The sequence below is a fragment of the Bacillus sp. FAU20 genome, assembly GCF_056033865.1.
Map to the genome: position 1 here is coordinate 710,820 of NZ_JBVYHY010000003.1, position 17,839 is coordinate 728,658.

General features: G+C 35.5%; 27 protein-coding genes and 1 pseudogene. 26 read left to right on the forward strand and 2 right to left on the reverse strand.

Features of this window, described 5'->3' with window-relative positions; translation table 11 throughout:
• Window positions 1–4 precede the first annotated feature (4 nt).
• Window positions 5–358: a phosphoglycolate phosphatase gene (locus AC0OM3_RS04170; RefSeq protein ID WP_474211099.1), complete on the reverse strand. Its 354-nt coding sequence runs from the start codon at window positions 356–358 to the stop codon at window positions 5–7.
• 561 nt (window positions 359–919) lie between these two features.
• Between AC0OM3_RS04170 and AC0OM3_RS04175 the strand changes: the two genes are divergently transcribed.
• The 7 genes from AC0OM3_RS04175 (at window position 920) to AC0OM3_RS04205 (ending at window position 4,604) form a co-directional block, all read left to right on the forward strand.
• Window positions 920–1,123 carry an Acb2/Tad1 domain-containing protein gene (locus tag AC0OM3_RS04175; RefSeq protein ID WP_000662953.1) on the forward strand — a complete coding sequence of 68 codons (204 nt, stop codon included), beginning with the start codon at window positions 920–922 and terminating at the stop codon, window positions 1,121–1,123.
• A 1,254-nt stretch (window positions 1,124–2,377) separates the two neighbouring features.
• Window positions 2,378–2,758, forward strand: a complete 381-nt coding sequence (locus AC0OM3_RS04180) for a hypothetical protein (protein WP_474211100.1) — start codon at window positions 2,378–2,380, stop codon at window positions 2,756–2,758.
• Window positions 2,759–2,786: 28 nt separating this feature from the next.
• Window positions 2,787–3,137, forward strand: a complete 351-nt coding sequence (locus AC0OM3_RS04185; protein ID WP_410255588.1) for a hypothetical protein — start codon at window positions 2,787–2,789, stop codon at window positions 3,135–3,137.
• A gap of 11 nt (window positions 3,138–3,148) precedes the next feature.
• A complete protein-coding gene (locus tag AC0OM3_RS04190) occupies window positions 3,149–3,271 on the forward strand; it encodes a DUF3983 domain-containing protein (protein WP_474211101.1) in 123 nt (40 codons plus the stop codon).
• A gap of 110 nt (window positions 3,272–3,381) precedes the next feature.
• Entirely contained in the window at window positions 3,382–3,552 is a 171-nt protein-coding gene (locus AC0OM3_RS04195; protein ID WP_474211102.1) for a hypothetical protein, read from the forward strand.
• 27 nt (window positions 3,553–3,579) lie between these two features.
• Window positions 3,580–4,062, forward strand: a complete 483-nt coding sequence (locus AC0OM3_RS04200) for an ArpU family phage packaging/lysis transcriptional regulator (protein ID WP_000166190.1) — start codon at window positions 3,580–3,582, stop codon at window positions 4,060–4,062.
• Complete coding sequence (locus AC0OM3_RS04205) at window positions 4,062–4,604, forward strand: site-specific integrase (protein WP_001012113.1); 543 nt, start codon at window positions 4,062–4,064, stop codon at window positions 4,602–4,604. The genes AC0OM3_RS04200 and AC0OM3_RS04205 overlap by 1 nt, the downstream gene beginning before the upstream one ends.
• Window positions 4,605–4,960: 356 nt before the next feature.
• On the opposite strand, the gene AC0OM3_RS04210 is transcribed toward AC0OM3_RS04205, so the two are convergent.
• On the reverse strand, window positions 4,961–5,155 hold the full coding sequence (locus tag AC0OM3_RS04210; RefSeq protein WP_474211103.1) for a hypothetical protein: 195 nt from the start codon (window positions 5,153–5,155) through the stop codon (window positions 4,961–4,963).
• A 1,127-nt stretch (window positions 5,156–6,282) separates the two neighbouring features.
• Here AC0OM3_RS04210 and AC0OM3_RS04215 point away from each other — a divergent pair.
• The 19 genes and pseudogenes from AC0OM3_RS04215 to AC0OM3_RS04305 form a co-directional block, all read left to right on the forward strand.
• On the forward strand, window positions 6,283–6,525 hold the full coding sequence (locus AC0OM3_RS04215; RefSeq protein WP_474211104.1) for a hypothetical protein: 243 nt from the start codon (window positions 6,283–6,285) through the stop codon (window positions 6,523–6,525).
• On the forward strand, window positions 6,518–6,778 hold the full coding sequence (locus AC0OM3_RS04220) for a hypothetical protein (protein ID WP_474211105.1): 261 nt from the start codon (window positions 6,518–6,520) through the stop codon (window positions 6,776–6,778). The genes AC0OM3_RS04215 and AC0OM3_RS04220 overlap by 8 nt, the downstream gene beginning before the upstream one ends.
• A gap of 23 nt (window positions 6,779–6,801) precedes the next feature.
• On the forward strand, window positions 6,802–7,014 hold the full coding sequence (locus AC0OM3_RS04225) for a hypothetical protein (protein ID WP_474211106.1): 213 nt from the start codon (window positions 6,802–6,804) through the stop codon (window positions 7,012–7,014).
• 135 nt (window positions 7,015–7,149) lie between these two features.
• Entirely contained in the window at window positions 7,150–7,404 is a 255-nt protein-coding gene (locus AC0OM3_RS04230) for a hypothetical protein (protein ID WP_410255236.1), read from the forward strand.
• 14 nt (window positions 7,405–7,418) lie between these two features.
• Entirely contained in the window at window positions 7,419–7,805 is a 387-nt protein-coding gene (locus AC0OM3_RS04235) for a hypothetical protein (protein ID WP_474211107.1), read from the forward strand.
• 5 nt (window positions 7,806–7,810) lie between these two features.
• The gene (locus tag AC0OM3_RS04240; protein WP_474211108.1) at window positions 7,811–8,188 is read left to right on the forward strand and encodes an HNH endonuclease; all 378 of its coding nucleotides are present in this window, start codon (window positions 7,811–7,813) and stop codon (window positions 8,186–8,188) included.
• Window positions 8,189–8,317: 129 nt separating this feature from the next.
• Window positions 8,318–8,821, forward strand: coding sequence for a phage terminase small subunit P27 family (locus AC0OM3_RS04245; RefSeq protein WP_474211109.1), 504 nt, complete (start codon window positions 8,318–8,320; stop codon window positions 8,819–8,821).
• Between the two features lies 1 nt (window position 8,822).
• Window positions 8,823–10,517: a terminase large subunit gene (locus tag AC0OM3_RS04250; RefSeq protein ID WP_098330779.1), complete on the forward strand. Its 1,695-nt coding sequence runs from the start codon at window positions 8,823–8,825 to the stop codon at window positions 10,515–10,517.
• A 188-nt stretch (window positions 10,518–10,705) separates the two neighbouring features.
• Complete coding sequence (locus tag AC0OM3_RS04255) at window positions 10,706–11,959, forward strand: phage portal protein (RefSeq protein ID WP_098330780.1); 1,254 nt, start codon at window positions 10,706–10,708, stop codon at window positions 11,957–11,959.
• Window positions 11,946–12,656, forward strand: a complete 711-nt coding sequence (locus AC0OM3_RS04260) for a head maturation protease, ClpP-related (RefSeq protein WP_001259165.1) — start codon at window positions 11,946–11,948, stop codon at window positions 12,654–12,656. The genes AC0OM3_RS04255 and AC0OM3_RS04260 overlap by 14 nt, the downstream gene beginning before the upstream one ends.
• A gap of 37 nt (window positions 12,657–12,693) precedes the next feature.
• Window positions 12,694–13,866 (forward strand): phage major capsid protein, encoded by a 1,173-nt coding sequence (locus tag AC0OM3_RS04265; RefSeq protein ID WP_474211110.1) that lies wholly within the window; start codon window positions 12,694–12,696, stop codon window positions 13,864–13,866.
• A gap of 20 nt (window positions 13,867–13,886) precedes the next feature.
• Window positions 13,887–14,174, forward strand: coding sequence for a head-tail connector protein (locus AC0OM3_RS04270; RefSeq protein ID WP_098330783.1), 288 nt, complete (start codon window positions 13,887–13,889; stop codon window positions 14,172–14,174).
• Window positions 14,161–14,484: a phage head closure protein gene (locus AC0OM3_RS04275; RefSeq protein WP_474211111.1), complete on the forward strand. Its 324-nt coding sequence runs from the start codon at window positions 14,161–14,163 to the stop codon at window positions 14,482–14,484. The genes AC0OM3_RS04270 and AC0OM3_RS04275 overlap by 14 nt, the downstream gene beginning before the upstream one ends.
• Complete coding sequence (locus AC0OM3_RS04280; RefSeq protein WP_474211112.1) at window positions 14,477–14,911, forward strand: HK97-gp10 family putative phage morphogenesis protein; 435 nt, start codon at window positions 14,477–14,479, stop codon at window positions 14,909–14,911. The genes AC0OM3_RS04275 and AC0OM3_RS04280 overlap by 8 nt, the downstream gene beginning before the upstream one ends.
• Window positions 14,908–15,267, forward strand: a complete 360-nt coding sequence (gp17, locus tag AC0OM3_RS04285) for a tail completion protein gp17 (RefSeq protein ID WP_098330786.1) — start codon at window positions 14,908–14,910, stop codon at window positions 15,265–15,267. The genes AC0OM3_RS04280 and gp17 overlap by 4 nt, the downstream gene beginning before the upstream one ends.
• On the forward strand, window positions 15,268–15,873 hold the full coding sequence (locus tag AC0OM3_RS04290) for a major tail protein (protein ID WP_000896768.1): 606 nt from the start codon (window positions 15,268–15,270) through the stop codon (window positions 15,871–15,873).
• A 48-nt stretch (window positions 15,874–15,921) separates the two neighbouring features.
• Window positions 15,922–16,239: a phage tail assembly chaperone G gene (gene gpG / locus AC0OM3_RS04295; protein WP_098330787.1), complete on the forward strand. Its 318-nt coding sequence runs from the start codon at window positions 15,922–15,924 to the stop codon at window positions 16,237–16,239.
• Between the two features lie 29 nt (window positions 16,240–16,268).
• A complete protein-coding gene (locus tag AC0OM3_RS04300; protein WP_161494413.1) occupies window positions 16,269–16,445 on the forward strand; it encodes a hypothetical protein in 177 nt (58 codons plus the stop codon).
• 15 nt (window positions 16,446–16,460) lie between these two features.
• Window positions 16,461–17,741 (forward strand): annotated as a pseudogene (locus AC0OM3_RS04305) (phage tail tape measure protein); the annotation flags it as partial.
• Between the last annotated feature and the right edge of the window lie 98 nt (window positions 17,742–17,839).

Consider the following 17,839-nt stretch of genomic DNA (forward strand, 5'->3'; position numbering starts at 1 on the left):
TAAGTTAACTGCTCTGGGATTTCAATTCGTATTCAGAAATGTCTTCAACCGAATAGTGCTCACTAAAATTTACAACAGCATAAACTTTTTGTAGTTCGTTATCAGTGACATGTCCGTATAGGAAGATTTCATGCGTTCTATATTCTTCTGATGGACTAATTTTATCAATTACAATTTCAAGATTTTTTTCTTTTTTAAAGTAACCGATAGTTACTAGTTCAGCTGTTCTTTGAACTTCTGGCCATTCTTTACCGTATTCTTTGGGAATGGATTGAGACGATACCAAATGTAAAAATATCATTGGGATAGTGAGAAAAGCTATACTCAAAATTCCGTAGCGTAATAATTTTCTTTCCATCAAGTGGCACCTTTCATTGATGTTTTGTTTAGTCATTCTGTATGTTAAGCCAAGATTAACCAATTAACTATCTATTTAGGTGACAGTAATATTACAAATTTGTAAGGTTTATAAGGAAAATAGAACAATGAAATTTAATAAAATAGTTATTTTATAACCCAAAATAAAAGAACCCGTTTGTTTATAAACGGATTCTTCCCTTAAGGTGTGCAAGGAATACAAGGTAACTGGCCTAGGGAAACCTGTAGAATTCCTTGTGATTGTAATGTATGCAAAGGAATCAATAAGGTTAATGAGTTTTAAACAAAATCCTTATCTAATAAAAAAATCGCGTACAAAAAATGTACACGATTATATAGAAACTATGTCTTGCGTGCTCATTGCATTCTATGTCTATTGTATGTAAAACGTGATACATCTAAATAAATTAAAAGAGCACTTATAGAAGTGCTCTCTGACCAAGACTCTTATTGTAAAAGAGTACATGATAATATATGTGTTTTTTCTCAGGGTGTGAGTTGTTTAAACAAAATCTTTATTTTGGAAAAGGAGCTAAAAATCATGAAAGAACAAATTAAAAAGAATTTTACTTATCATCCGCCTAAAGAGGGACAAACAGAGAAGTTTGTGGATATTAGAAATGAAGCTTTGCATTTCGCAAATTTGATTGACGGATCATGCCCGAACAGTCGTGAAAAGTCGTTAGCTTTAACAAAACTTGAAGAAGCTGTTTTTTGGGCCAATGCAAGCATTGCAAGGAATTAATTAAAACAAAATCGTTATTTGAAAAAATACCAGCTTAAATACTGCGTACATATATTTAAGCTGGAACAAAGAAATAAAGTTATTGTTTGTGTTTTTCCTCTTTATCAAGGAAAAATACAACGAATATTGCTAGGAGAATAGGCAGCCAAACTTCGTGTGGCATATTAAAACCTCCTTAAAATACGAATCTACTATATTTTACCATATACAAGAGTTTCAATGTAAGGCAATTAAAAAGATGAGTTTATAACCAAAACGCTATTTGGTATCTAAATTGTATATGTAGAAAGGAGCAACTAATTAAAGTGCTCCTCTGGAGGTTGAATATAAATGCCTTTTCATTAACTATTATTATGTTTATTTTATCAAATGGTGAAAAACTTCATTTTGTATTAATTCGGAACATAAAAAGAGCACTTAGTAAAGTGCTCTCGTGACGAGACCCATTTTATAATGACTATTTTATATAGAAAGGAACTCAGAATATTATATGTGAGTCCAGTTAATTGAGTGCTTTTTACAAATAAAAAGCAGCTAGCAAAAGCTAACTGCTTTGTTGTCCAACAAGAGCATCACCACAATGCTTTGTAACTTAGAAGTTACAGTTATAGTATAAACAAAATTGAAAATGTTATGCGGGGAAAGCTTAATAAAAATTTCATTTTGTAGAAAAAAGGAAACTAAAAAAGAGCACCATGCATAAGTGCTCTTTAAGATAGGAGGTAACACTTTGAGCTGAGTCTACGTTAGAAGTATATGGTGTAAAAAAAGAAATAAGAACAAGATTTTATTAACTCAGTACAAAAAGCAGCTAGCAAAAGCTAACTGCCTCTCACAAGCACTGCTAAAAGGGACTACTTTGGGGAAAAAAGTAGCTTGTACTTAGTGTTACCGGAAAATTGGAATTTATTCGAGAAAATGAAAAGTTGAATTACTAAATAAAGTTCATATAAAGAGCAGCTAGCAAAAGCTAACCGCTCTCCAGAAAAGAGTTAAGAAGGAAGTTCAGAACTCAAGTGCATTTATAGTATGGACAAAGCTTATGGAATTATTCAAGGAGGAATGGATAATGTGTACTTATTGGGAAAGCGCAGTTAAAGAATTCTTTAAGAAGCAAGAGCAAGAACGAAATAAAAGAGCAGCCAGCAAAAGCTAACTGCTCGATTCTCCAAGGGGGAACAAGGAGAAAGGAACTTAATGGGTTGTCTACAGTATTGACGGAATATTGAGTTTTATTCAGGGGAGGACAAGAAAATGGCTACATTAAGGTTAAAAGTTATTAATGATAGATTGGTAATCGATTTGAATAAAATGACAGATGATTATATGGAGTCTTACGGATACGATGGGATGCCTAGTAAATACGATACAGGCGAGTTAGCGTGTGCAGAACAGATTGGTTATGTAAGTATTCCAGAAGGTCAATTAAATAAGATTATGGCAGAGTATGAGAACGGTGGAGAATGCGGATGGTGTGGTGAAATTAGAAAAGAATTACGTGGACCACATTTATTGGATTTTGTACCAGGTGAAAAGATGTGTCGTAATTGTTGGGAAACGGATCGTGAAAATTATTTAGGGGCAGTTGGAGAAGATATTGGACCATTCGATAAGGAAGAAAACCAAACAAAATAATCCTTTTAATAGAATGTGAGGTTACAAGATGAAAAGTAAAGAGTGGTTTGGCCTTATAGCAATTGTTGCAATAGTATTGTTTTCAATTGTTTTTGAAGTGATTAATTATACGCATGTAACAACAGTTAAAGGTGAAGTAATCGATAAATATACAAAGAGAAGTAACGATCACGATAAATTTTATATTGTTGTAAAACAAGATGATAGTTCAGAAAAGGTAATTGTAAATAAAGATAGTGTGTTTATGATGAAATTCGATTCAGCAGATGTTCAGGCGAAAGTTAATACTGGAGAGAAATATGAATTTAAACTACGTGGTTATAGGGTACCAGTGTTATCTATGTTTCCGAATGTAGATACAGTCGAAAATAGAAAGTGAGGTTAAGAGAAATGGCTAGTTTAAAGAAAAGAAAAATTAGAAAGGCAATTGCTCGTCGCACAAAAGAAGTGGAGAAGTATCAAGTTAATAAAGCTTGGAGAAACCTCTTTGTACAAGTTGGTATTTTAAAATAAAAAATAATATAGTCCGGCTAGAAAACTAGAGGACACCAATTCATTAAAGCAGCAATTATGACTGTTTTACGAATAGGTGTCCTTTTTATTTTGAAAAGGGAGATGGGGAAATGAAGGGTTTAAAGGATCAGTTACGTGAATGGAAGAAGCAATCGCAACAAGCGAAAAAGAAAAAGAAGAAAAAACGAAAAGAGAAATTTAGCACTCGTGAAATTGAAGATTTAATGGGGATGCATAGACCTTGTTATGAACGAAGACGCGGAGCATTAAGACAAAAGTAATTTAAAAATAAAAAGGAGTGGTCTTACATGACTAAACAATTATCTTTCTTACCAAAAATTGATAGAACAGCAACACAAGAGGAATTAGAAGGTGTGTTGGAAAGCGTACGTATACATAGACAATTTGGGATGATGCGTAAAGAAATGAAAGTCACTCCTTCTTATGAAGTACGTGAGCATGGTCCTACACATACAGTTGGAAAACCATTAGAAGATGTTGCTATGGCAAATATTCAACAAAGTAAACGAGAAGAATGGCTTGAAAGAATGTCAGTACGTATTGATCAGTTTCTAAATCGATTAGGGAACGGACGTGCAGGAAGCATTCAAAGAGATATTATTTATAAACGTTATTTAGAAGAAGAGGACGTATGTGATTACATGGTTTACAACGAAATAGGGATGTCAGAGCGTACTTATCGACGTTGGAAGTCTAAAGCATTTTATAAGCTTGCTTTTGCACTTGGATTAGAAGTTTACGAGACAGAAGAGACTGGAGGTAATGAATAATGAATTTTGTTCAGCCAATACGTGATCCAGAAGAAATACAGCAGCTAAAAGAGTATTTTAAAGAAAAGAGCTTACGTAATTACATTCTCTTCATTATGGGAATCAATACAGGCTTGAGAATATCGGACATTTTGAAATTGAAGGTAGGAGATGTCAAAGGTAGTCATATATCTATGAGAGAAAAGAAAACCGGGAAACAGAAACGAATACAAATTACTGCAGCGCTGAAAAGAGAACTGAAATGGTTTATTGAAGAAAGAGAAGACAATGAGTATTTATTACAAAGTAGACAAGGGAAGAATCGTCCTATTGGGCGTAGTATGGCATATAAGATATTAAGTGGAGCAGCGGCAGAGTTTGGATTAGATGAAATAGGAACACATACACTGAGAAAAACGTACGGGTATCATATGTACATGCAAACGAAAAACATAGCATTACTTATGGAGATATTCAATCACTCGTCAGAGAAGGTCACGTTACGTTATATAGGTGTAAACCAAGATGCAATGGATAAAGCAATGACTAGGTTTAAAATTTAAGCATTACTTATTTCTTTTAAATCTAGAGGTATCGTAGCATTTTGGAAAAAAACACGTTAAAAGTATGCAAGATTTTATACAATTTTTCGGCTAATCCAGTAACAAACAAGAACCCTAAATCCACGCCAGGATAGGGATGTATAAAAAGATGCATAGAGTTATAGAAAAAGAAAAAGGCAAATTTCTTTTGTAAGTAGGGATTCGCCTCTTTCTTGCTACCGGTAATGATGTGTTATGTGAACCTTCCCTGTATAGGATATACAGGATTCCTTATTCAACTAAAGGACAGTTTACTTGAAGTAGAGGGAGGAAAATCCATTGTTCTTTTATGTCACATTTGACTCAAATAGCGAAGTTTAATCCGAAAGTTCGTCTAAAATAATGGTCAGTAAAATCAGTAAAATTCTTATTAATTTATCGTCTGTAACAACTCTTAAAAGTACAGCTAGAACAATTTTAGGGATGAGATCTTTCCCGCTTTTCATAACCACAATTATCTCTAATAAAGAGATAACAGCACTCATAATTTGGTCTTTTTCATAAGTATTCATAGCGACTTTCCCTTCATTTTTTATTAAAATATTTTTAAGACATCTCATAGGTTCCTAATTGAGTGGGTGGGTCTAAAACTTGGAGAATTTTCTTACCATAACAGCTGGGGTTTTATGTATACAGTGCTCTTTAACCTTGGACTTTATTTTATGACTCGGCTATATTACAAAAAGCCGTTATTGACATATGGATTGTCTATCATTACGACTGTAGGGTTATTAGTAATTTTTAAGGTGATAATTGCCAAAATGAAGTAATTATCAAAGAAGAATGCTGATTACTTTGAACTCTGTAAACTTTATAAACTAGAGTTCACTTCCTGTAATTTAAACTAACTGGTACATAGTTGAAAATACTGTATAAGAGAATCAAAAAGCGGTTGTGCTTCAACTAACGGGTGCTTTAATTGAGCAAGAAACTAAAAATTTTTAACTTCCGCTTTCGATAATTATGTAAATAAGCTGTCCACATGGGCAGCTTATTTTATTTTTTTACATAGCGTAGGCTATTTTGAAAAATGCTGGTGGTATCCCTATACAGTTACTCATAAATTTCGTACTGTGTAACTCAAAAGAGAAAGTGAAATGAAATCAATGATATCAAGGGATTCAGCGAAGCGGTCAGTTACACACAATACAAGATATGGGTAACTCATTGGAGAAAGGACAGGGGAGATAAGCGGTTGCCAAAAACCACTGATTTGGGCAAAACAGTTGCAAAGAGTAGGTTAGGATATTGATAAGAAAAATAAGTGGCAGAGTCGTGACCGCTTTTTGGCAGGAAATGTGCCGGTTGTTTTGGGATTTACGTGATATATTTGTATTGTGAGAAGTGGCGGAAAACACGACTCACAAAGATTCCTTTATAAACTATATGTTGTCTAAACGATTTCGTAATGATGGCACATAAAATCCGAAACCAGCAGATGGTAATGATTGAATGATACTGTCATTAGGGAGAGCTTTTGCTCTTCTTCCAGTTACTTAATATTGTTGATGCGCTCAGCGGTTCATCATTAGGTGATTGGAATAAGGATGAAACTTCACGTACCGGAATTAAAGTACAAATTAATAACCCATTTCAAAGCATCCATAAGGGTGCTTTTTATTTTGGAGGAGGATGAAAGATGGATAATCAATATCTTGCGGAAAGAATCGATCAATTAGAAAAAATAGTTAATGGTTTAGATAGTGTGAATCGAGATCAACAAAAAGTAATTAACGACTTATCTATGAGAATCGAAGGTGTAATCAACACGATTGATCACTTAAAAAAGGAATTAAGCACTAAAATGAGCGTTCTTCCTAAAGATGCACAAGAAAAGATAGAGAGATTAAAGAAAGCTGCGGAGGGGATTGTCGATGGCTAATAACAAATTAAGGATTAATATTGATGCTGATACATCAGAAGCGTTAAAACAAATGAAGGAAATTACTGAGGCTGCTAATGAATGTGTGGCTGCATTGGAGAAATTGGAAAAGGTTATGGGTAAGTTTACAGGTAAGAGTGAATTGGATGGAATCACAGTAAAAGTTCCTACTGTTTTAGATGGGAAGACAATTAGTGAAGCTGTTTCTAGAATTCAACCAACAGCAAATAAAATTGTTTCAAGAACATGTTAAGGAAATGTAGGGGGAGATAGCTAATGAAACTAAATAAACAAGAACAAGCGGTTGCAATTGGTACATTCATTTCAATGCTAGGACAAGACCTTGTAAATGAACGTATCAATAAAAAGAAATTAGAAAGTGTACTTCCTATCTTTAATGAAATGCAAGATAATACAACACCAAAGCAAAAGAGAGAAGCAATGATTAGTTTGCTTGGCAAAGCGGTGGATGAATTTTTAGAAAAATAGCCATAAAAAAAGGAAAAGCAACTCGCATTGGGGTGCAAATCACTTTTCCTGATGGCAATGTTAACTTTATTATAACAATTTGTATTTATTTGTAAATGCATAATCGGAATATTCTTTCAAATGAGGTGAGGATAGATGAAAGTCTACTGCTCTAATTGTAATGAAGATTACGACATACAACCACAAGTAGCACAGCTTCCTAATCGTATTGAAAAGTGTTACTTCATATGTCCTCATTGTAGCAAGGAACATGTTGCTGCATACGTGAACGATAAGATTCGCAAGCATCAAGCGGATATTGCAAAGTATCATGAACGGATTAATAAAAAGAATCTGGCCATTGAGGATGAAATGAAACGATTGAGGAAGAGGATAGAAGGTACTAAGTAAAGGAGTGAAGCGAAATGGTAATGAAGAAAGCTGAACTTATTGAGAAGAAGCTTAAAGAAGGTTTGCTAAGTATTAATGAAGCAAGATCATTGCAAGGATTAGATCCTATTGAATTAGATCCATGCAAACAGTTTTTTAAGAAGCTAGAGAGTAAATCAAATCAAGAGCAAGAACAAGAACAAGAACCGTTATTAACAATTACATTAACAGATATAGATGCTATTCCCGTAGTTCATTACAAAGGTAAACAGATTGATAGAAAGTTACGTGTTGCATTTGATTGGGAGTCAAAGTCGGTTGATAAGTTTGATATGACATACATTCATGTTGAACATGTGCCAGTTGATAACAAGCGTTTAAATACTGAGATCATTCAACATAATCATCCTATTATGGAGTGATATGAATGCCAAGTAAACCATTCAAGCCGTGCAAGTCGTTAGGTTGCAACGAACTAACACGGGATAAGTATTGTGCTAAACATATCCAAAAGGAAAAAGAAACCGTAAGATATTACGACAAACATATTCGAAACAAAAGCTCACGTTCATTCTACAACTCAAGATTGTGGAAGGAAATGCGTGAGCTTATTTATCGTAGAGATCATGGCTTATGTGTTCAATGTAGAAGCAAGGACATCATTAAGATAGGTGATGTAGTCGATCATATCATTCCTATCCGTGTTGATTGGTCGAAACGATTAGAACCATCTAATTTACAAACGCTTTGCCATGCTTGCCATAATAAGAAAACAAAAGAAGATGAGAAGAAAAACAAAAAATAATTCGAAAGAAAAAAATCATAATCATCCCCCCACTATGAAAAAGCAAAAGGCGACTTCCTGGAGACCGCCGCCTAGCTTTCCGTGTAAAAAGTTCGTTTTATTCCATAAAAGGGGGTTCAGCTGAGGGAGGTGGTTCGCATAGGAAGGAAAGCGAAGCCGATTCATTTGCATTTATTAGAAGGTAATACAAATCGATTGACAAAAGATGAAATTGAACAACGATTAAAAGCTGAAAAACAGTTACAAGCAAAAAAAGATAAGGTAAAGCCACCAACGTGGTTAGATTCAGTTGCAAAGAAAGAGTTTAGGAGAATTGCTGGTGAATTACTGGAGCTAGACGTTATCACAAACATAGATGTGAATGCATTAGCAACGTATTGCGATGCTTATTCTGACTATGTTGCATGCACCAAAATTATCCGAGAAGAAGGACTTCTTGTTGAATATACCAATAAGGCAGCTGAAACCAATAAAGTTCCACATCCACTACTTACAAAGAAGAAGCAGTTGCATGAACAAATGAAGGCTTTGGCTGTTGAGTTTGGTCTTACGCCAAGTGCAAGAGCGAAAATTGTCATTCCAAATAGTAAACAAGGTCCGAAAACAAATGTAGAGAAGGAGTTTGACGTATAACATGATCAGACAATGGATGTTGGACTACTGTGATGATGTATTAAATGGTGAAGTTGTGGCTTGTCAGAAGCATAAACAAGCTTGTAAACGATTTTTAAAAGATATTGAACGTGAAGGTTCTGAAGATTTTCCATATGTTTTTAAAGAAGAAAAAGCACTTCGTTTCTTAAAGTGGATGTCTCTTTTTAAACATACAAAAGGAAAATTAGCAGGTCAGAGAATTGAACCACATTCCATACAAATTTTCGTATTTAGCAATATTTACGGATGGGTTCATCGTAATACAGGATTAAGGCGATTTAAAAAGGCGTATTGGCAAGTTGGACGTAAAAACGCAAAGTCTCAATCTTTAGCGTGTGTAGGTTCTTATGAAGCGATGGCATTTGGTGAAAATATGTCAGAAGTCTACATTGGTGCTACGAAAACAGAACAAAGTAAAATTGTCTGGAATGAAATTAAAGCACAAATGAATGGATGTGAGGATTTAAAAGGAAAGTTCAATATTGCGTATGGAAAAATTGAACACCTTAAAACGGATTCTTTTATTTCAGCACTATCAAAAGACGCTGGGAAATCTGGTGATGGGCTGAATGTTCAGTGCGGAATTATTGATGAGTATCATGCGCATCCTACTTCTGAAATTTATGATGTTCTGGTGTCAGGTTCGGGTGCTCGTCCGAATCCACTCATGATGATTATAACAACAGCTGGTTTCAATTTGAGTCATCCTTGCTATCGTGTGGAGTATCAATATGTTTCTAAGATTTTGGACCCTAATATTGATATTGAAAACGAAGAATATTTTGTCATGGTTAATGAATTAGATAAAGATGATGAGATTACGAATCCAGAAGTATGGGAGAAAGCAAATCCAATCCTATGTAGTTATGAAGAAGGACGTACTTTCTTAAAGGGAGAGCTTCAATCAGCCCTTGATGTACCTGAGAAAATGCGTAATTATCTCACAAAAAACATGAATAGATGGGTGGATATGAAAGAAAACGGCTACATGGATATGCAAAAATGGAAGGATTGCAAGGAAACGGTGGAATTATCCGAATTAAAAGGGTTGGAATGCACAGTAGGTGTTGATTTATCAGCAAAAATTGACTTAACAAGTATTTCATTTGAGTTTAAAAAGGACGATAAGTATATCGTAATTAGTCATAGCTTTATGCCAGAAGATACGTTAGCTGAAAAGAGAAAAACGGATAAAGTCCCTTATGATCTGTGGGTACAACAAAAATGGATCACAACAACACCTGGTGCAGTAGTTGATTACGAATATATTAAAACACATATTAGAAATATGGAAAAAGATCATAAATTTAAGATTAAAGAAATATGTGCTGATCCATGGAACGCAACGCAATTTATGCAAGACATGGAGGCAGAAGGGTATACCATGATAGAGATACGCCAAGGTATGGCAACTTTATCAGGCCCTACAAAGGATTTTCGTGAACAAGTGTATCAAAAGAAGGTCATCCATAACAACAACCCTGTACTGAACTGGGCAACTAGTAATGCTATAACAAAACAGGATGCTAACGAAAATATCATGTTGGACAAGTCGAAAACAACAGAAAGAATTGATCCGATAGCGGCTGTAATTAACTCGCATGTTCGATGCATGCTTAATTCTGGTGAGATGGACTTAAACTCTTATATTTTAAGTCAAGATTTCTCATTCTAGGAGGAATCACATGCGATTCTTATTATTTTTTATAAGTATTTTAGAAGATATTCTATTGATTTCGGGGTTGTCCATCATTGTAGGGACGACTTTTTTTGTTAATCCGATTTATGGATGGTATCTATTAGGGATTATTCTCACAATGCTGGGGGTGGTAATGATAAGAAGATAGAAAGGAGGTGAAACTTTTGATTTTTCGGCATTTATTTAAAAATCAGGATACGACAGATTTAAAAAATCCTTCTCCTTGGTTTAAAAGTTTATTTGGATATCAAGCAGCAAGCGGTGAAAAGGTAACAGTTGAGTCCTCTTTAGGTGTCCCGACAGTTTATCGCTGTATAAATATCCTTGCAAACAGTGTTGCAATGCTTCCTTTTCAAGTTTTTAGAAAGACATCAAAAGGAAGAGAACGAGATAAGATGCATCAAGTGTCATTTGTTTTGGAAAGAAGACCGAACCCTTATCAAAGCCCATTTAAATTCAAGCATTTAATCGAAACGCACCGAAATACATGGGGAAATGCTTACATCAATATTCATTGGGGTGCGGATGGTAGACCGAAAGAATTATGGGCACTAAATCCGGCTGTAACAACTCCAATCGTGGACCTGAAGACAAATAAATTATGGTATTTTACGAGTTTGCCAGATGGTACACCTATTAAAATAACTGATGATGACATTATTCATCTTACTACGTTGTCTACTGATGGACTGAAGGGTAAACCACCGATTCAGATCGCAAGAGAGTCTATAGGTAGTTCACAAGCGGCACAAAAATTTAAAGGTAAATTCTTTACAAATGGTGCAGCACATAGTGGGATATTGAAAACTCAACAAGCCCTTGGAAAAGAAGCAAAAGATGTACTTCGTGATGCTTGGGAAGAAGCAAATACAGGTTTGAATAATGCTCAAAGGATAGCAATTTTGGATGCTGGTTTAGAATTTGAGAAAGTCGGGATGCCATTAAAGGATGCTCAATTTATTGAAGGTATGAAGTTCGATAAGGCTGAGATTGCAAACATTTTTAATATTCCATTACACATGATTAATGAGTTAGATCGAGCTACATTCTCAAACATTGAGCAACAGGCATTGGATTTTATCCAAAATACATTGAGTCCAATTCTTATCCAGTATGAAGAAGAATTTTCTTATAAAACATTTTCATTTAATGAACAAAAGCGTTATTATTTGAAATTTAATCTAACAAGTTTACTTCGCGCCGATTCTAAATCTAGAGCGGAATTTTACAAGATTATGTTAGATGCTGGTGCTTTCTCAATTAATAAAGTATTAGAGCTTGAAGATATAGATGGAATTGGAGAATATGGTGATAAACATCGTGTCGATCTAAATCATGTATCCATTGAGATTGCGGATGAATATCAATTAGCAAAAGCTAGTGGAGGTTTGTTGCTGAAAGGAGGTGAGGACAATTAAAGACGTATTCACTATTAAAAATCAAACAGAATCGTCAGCAGACCTATTTATCTATGGTGACATCATAAATAATACAGGTTGGAAATGGGATGATTCTGACATTATGCCTGATGATGTGAAAAATATTTTGGGGCAATTGGATGATAAAAGTAACCTTAATATCTATGTAAATAGTGGCGGTGGCTCTGTATTTGCTGGTCTAGCCATTTATAACATGTTAAAGCGGAATAAGGCTCAAAAAACGGTTTATGTTGATGGTGTTGCAGCTTCTATCGCTTCCGTAATCGCCTTGGCTGGTGATCGTGTTGTTGTCCCTTCTAATGCTTTCTTAATGATTCATAAGCCTTGGACATATGCAGCTGGAAATGCAATTGATTTCCGAAAAGCAGCAGAAGACTTGGATAACATCGAGTCTGGGATTATGAATGTATATAAGGAAAACTTAAAAGAAGGCATTGAAATTGAAGAAATTCAACAATTAGTAGATGCTGAGACCTGGTTAAGTGGTGAAGAAGCTGAAAAATATTTCAATATTGAAGTTGTGGAAGCAAAAGAAGTCGCAGCTTGTAGTAGTGATTACTTTGATAAATATCAGAAAACACCTAGTAAAGTAGTAGCAAAATCGCCTTCCCTTCCTAAGAATGACCTTAATGAACAATTAAAAATACAAAACGCACTAGACCTGTTAGAACTATAGGTCTATTTTTCGTGCCAAAACAAGGAGGAAATAATGAATGGATAAACATGAACAAGAATTACGTCAAAGAGTAGCTGATTTAAAAGCGAAAGCTGAGGAATTTAATAACAGCGGTAAATATGAAGATGCAAAGGCGACAATCGAGGAAGCGAAAAACGCGAAAAACGAACTAGATAACTATCTAGCAATGAAACAAATTCAAGTTCCTGAACCTGTAAACTCACAAACAGGAGCGTTACCTCCAGCATCAATCCAAAATGAAGATACATCGTATAAAGAAGTATTTATGAAAGCAATACGTGGTCAAAGTTTAAGCCATGAAGAAGCAAGCGTTATGCAGGAATACAAAGCAGCACTATCTGAGAATACAGGAAAAGATGGCGGTTATATTGTTCCAGAAGATATTACTACAACTATTAACCAATTAAAACAGACGGTTGATAATTTAGAACAATATGTAAATGTACAACCTGTTTCAACAAACAAGGGGGCCCGTACATTAGAAAAGCGTGCGGCATCTACACCTTTTGCGCCATTATCTGAGTATGGAAATCCAAATGCGATGCAAGAAATTGCTTCACCACAATTTGATCGTTTGCCGTATGTTATTGAGGATTATGCAGGATTCCTACCTGTACCAAATGATTTATTAAATGATACGGATCAAGCGCTAGAAGCTTATTTACGTCAGTGGATTGCGAAGAAATCTATTGCAACTCGTAATTATTTAATTTTACAAGAAATCAACAAATTAACAAAAGTTGATTTAAAGGATTATAAAGGCATCAAAACTGCATTAAATGTCACATTAGATCCAGCTTTCTCAGCTGTAGCAAACATTATTACAAACCAAGATGGGTTCAATTACTTAGATCAATTAGAGGATAAGGATGGTCGTCCACTTCTTCAACCAGATCCAACAAATCCAACTCGTAAGTTACTGTCAGGAAAGCCAGTTATTGTTTTATCTAATAAGACAATTGCTACAGATAAAGATGGTAAAGCACCATTTATTGTTGGGGATTTGAAAGAAGCGGTTGTGTTATGGGATAGACAGCAGTTATCCCTTGATATGACGAAAGAGGGAGGAAGTGCTTGGAGAGGCAATACAACAGAATTCCGAGCGATTGAACGTGAAGACGTGACATTGTGGGATACAGAAGCGGTTGTGTATGGACAAATTACAGTTGCACCTAAAACAGGAGCTTAATAAGGTAGGAGGTGTCCTTCTTGGTACTAACATTAGAGGAAGCGAAAAAGTATCTTCGTGTGGATGGTGATGAGGAGGACGACCTCATTACATCTTTCGTAATAGCGGCTGAAATATATATTAAAAATGCCACAAGTAAAAATGTAGATTTAAAAAGCGAGCTTGCTAAATTAGCAGCTCGTATTTTAATTGCTCATTGGCATGAAAACCGTGAAGCGGTTGGAAAAGCTGAACAATTGGCATTTAGTTTGCAGTCAATATTAATTCAATTGCAATATTGTGGTGGTGATTCAAGTGAATCCGGGTAAATTAGATAAACGTCTTACATTTCAAGTGAAAGACGATGAAGCAAAGAGCCCAGACGGTGATCCAATAGAAGGTTATAAGGATTCTTTTACTGTATGTGGCTCTTTTATTTTTTTAAAGGGAAGAAAATACTTTGAAGCAGCATCAGCTAATAGTGAAGTTCAGGGTGAAACGGAAATACGATTTCGCGCAGGTGTGAATGCTGATATGAAGATTAAGTATAAGAACGTAATGTATGACATTATTTCAGTTATTCCAACTGAAAAACACACTTTATCAATCATGTGGAAGCGTGGTGGAATGAATGGCTGATGGTGTTGATTTTTTAGGTTTTGATCGCTTGATATCTGAATTAGAGCAAATGGGTCTACGTGGGGAAAAGATTGAAGATAAAGCTCTTGCAGGAGGTGGTGAGCCTATTCGAAAAGCTATTTCTGAAATAGCCCCAAGAAGTGATAGTCCTAAAAGAGCAACGAAAAGTGAACCGTGGCGTACGGGACAACATTTGGCTGATAATATACGAGTTACAAAAGCTAAAATGGAAGGTGGCATAAAAACTATTAAAATCGGGATAGATAAAGCAGATCGTTCTCCATTCTTTTATGGGAAATTCTTAGAATGGGGAACATCTAAAATGCCAGCTCAACCATTTATAGAACCAGGATTTAATTCTTCAAAAGAAGCGGCAATTCGTGCTATGACAGATATTTTGAAGAATGAAATGAGGTTGAATCTATGATAAATTTACGACCCGAAATTGTGCAAGCTCTTGAAAATAATCAAGGGCTTGTTTCTTTATTAGGTGGAAAACGTGTTTATTATCGTAAAGCCAAAAACGCTGAAGAGTTTCCTCGTATTACGTTTTTTGAATTAGACAATAGGCCAGATAGTTTTGCAGATAACGAGGAAAGTGAAAGTGAAATTACATTCCAAATCGATATTTGGTCGAAAGGCAGTACAACAGCAATCCATCAAAAAGTGAATGAAATCATGAAATGTATTGGTTTCTCACGTTATGCGGTTGCTGATTTATATGAAGATGATACACAAATTTTTCATTATGCGATGCGATTCGCGAAGGGAGTGGAGTTATAGATGGCTGGAGAAGTTATTAAAATTAGTTCGACTGTCGGTGTAGATAGTCTTGTTTATGCGAAATTATTGAAAGATGATGCAACAGGTGTCGATTATGACACAGTAAAGGAAATGGAAGGCGCAGTAAAGATTAAAACTTCTAAAAAGGTAGCTTCCGAAATTATGTGGAGTGATAATAAAAAATCAGAAATTGCTGAGTCTGATGGAGAAGTAGAAGTAGAAATTGAGCTTCGTAGTATTTCATTATCAACAAAAGCAGATATTGAAGGGTATCCAGAAGTTAAGGATGGTGTATTAGACGAAAAACGTGAGGGTGAAAAACCATATTTGGCAATTGGATGGCGTTTCTTAAAGGCTAACGGGAAATATCGATATGTTTGGTTGTTAAAAGGGAAACTTTCACAAGAGGAAGAAGAAGGCGAAACTAAGAAGGATAAGCCTAACTTCCAAACTACAAAACTTAAAGGCTCATTTATTGAACGTGATTTTGATGATAGACCAAAATTTACAGCTGATGCTGATGAGCCTACATTTACAAAAGCCGTTGGTGATAACTGGTTCAAAAAGGTATATGAAAAACCAGTAACGCCGCCAGCAGGAAAGTAAGGGGGAGCAAAAGCTCTCTCTTTTTTATTAACTAAGGAGGAATAAACTATGAAATTAACTTTACGAATCAATAAGGAAAATGAAACTTTTAATTTACCGGAGTTCATTCCAGCTCGTCTAATTCGTCAGGCACCTGAGCTTGCTGAAATACCAAATAATCCTGGTCCAGAGGATATGGATAAAATGGTCAAATTTGTAGTAAAAGTATACGATGGACAATTTACATTAGATCAATATTGGGATGGTGTGGATGCACGTAAATTCTTATCGACTACTTCAGATGTAATTAATGCAATTATTAATGAAACAGTGGAAGCGGCTGGTGGTAATTCTGAATCTGGAGAAGAAGAAAACCCAAACGGGTAGAGGGAGGAGGGTTAACATTCAGTGAGTTTATGGATGAACTCTACCTCTCTTTATTACGCCAAGGATATAAACATCATCACATCGATAATGAAATGGATATTTGGCATTATTTAAGGTTAAATCAGAAATACCGTGAACAAGGTGAATCGAATAGCCAAAATCAGAATTCGAATGAAATTGAAGTTCCAGCAGAAAGCATTATCTAGCAAGGGGGTGAGACATTGGCGAATGAAATGAATAATTTAGTAGTTAGGCTTTCCCTTGATAATGTGAACTTTCGTCAAGGTATTGCGAATTCAGGACGTGCCGTAAGGACTTTACAGAATGAATTGAAATCAATTAGTACTGGTATGGGTGGTTTTGCAAACGCTAGTGAGCAAACACGAGCCAAAACGGATGCACTTAATAGATTGATTGAAGCACAAAAAGAAAAAGTTAGAGCATTACGCCAAGCCTATGATCAAAATAAGGCTAAGTTAGGTGAAAATGATGCAGCAACTCAACGATACGCTTCACAGGTTAATAAGGCGGTCGCTGATTTAAATAGATTCGAAAATGAATTAAAACAAGTAAACCGTCAAGCTGAACAAAAAGGGATGGATAAGTTAAATAATTCTTTGAAATCCTTACAGGCTGAATTTCAGTCTATTACAACAGGCATGGGCGGTTTTTCTAATGCAACAGAGCAAACACGGGCAAAAATTGATGTTCTCACTCGCATGGTGGATAAGCAGAAAGAAAAGATTAGGGAACTTCAACAAGCCTATAATCGTGCAAAAACTGAAGAAGGCGAAGCGAGTCAATCGGCACAACATTATGCTGAACAAATTCATCGCGCTACAGCTGAACTTAATCGATTTGAAACTGGGTTACAGCAGTCAAATCGTGAATTAGAGCAGCAAGGTAATCGTTTATTGAATTTTGGTAATCGTATGGAGACATTAGGTAACCATTTGCAAAATGCAGGAATGCAAATCGGTATGGTGTTTGGCGGAATGACTTATGCGATAGGACGTGGTTTAAAATCCGCGGTTACTGAATCAATGAATTTTGAACAACAAATGGCTAACATTAAAGCAGTATCTGGTTCTACTGGAGAAGAAATGAAAAAGTTAAGCGAATTAGCTATTAACATGGGAGAAACGACAAAGTACTCTAGTGTTCAAGCAGGACAAGGTATAGAGGAATTAATAAAAGCCGGAGTTAGTTTAACAGATATTATAAATGGTGGTTTAGAAGGTGCTCTTAACTTAGCTACAGCAGGAGAGCTAGAATTGGGCGAGGCGGCAGAGATTGCATCCACAGCCTTAAATGCATTTAAAGCAGATCATCTTTCAGTAGCAGATGCAGCTAACATATTATCAGGTGCAGCAAATGCATCAGCTACAGATGTACGTGAACTGAAATATGGTTTAGCGGCATCGTCAGCAGTAGCAGCAGGGGCTGGAATGACGTTTAAAGATACAGCTACGACTCTTGCAGTATTTGCTCAGAATGGGTTAACATATAGCCCCGTTGCGGAGAGATTCGCAGCGTAAAGGACGTGAATTGCTGGGAAGCTAAGGTTATATAACTATGCTAATCAGCAGCCGAGTCATTT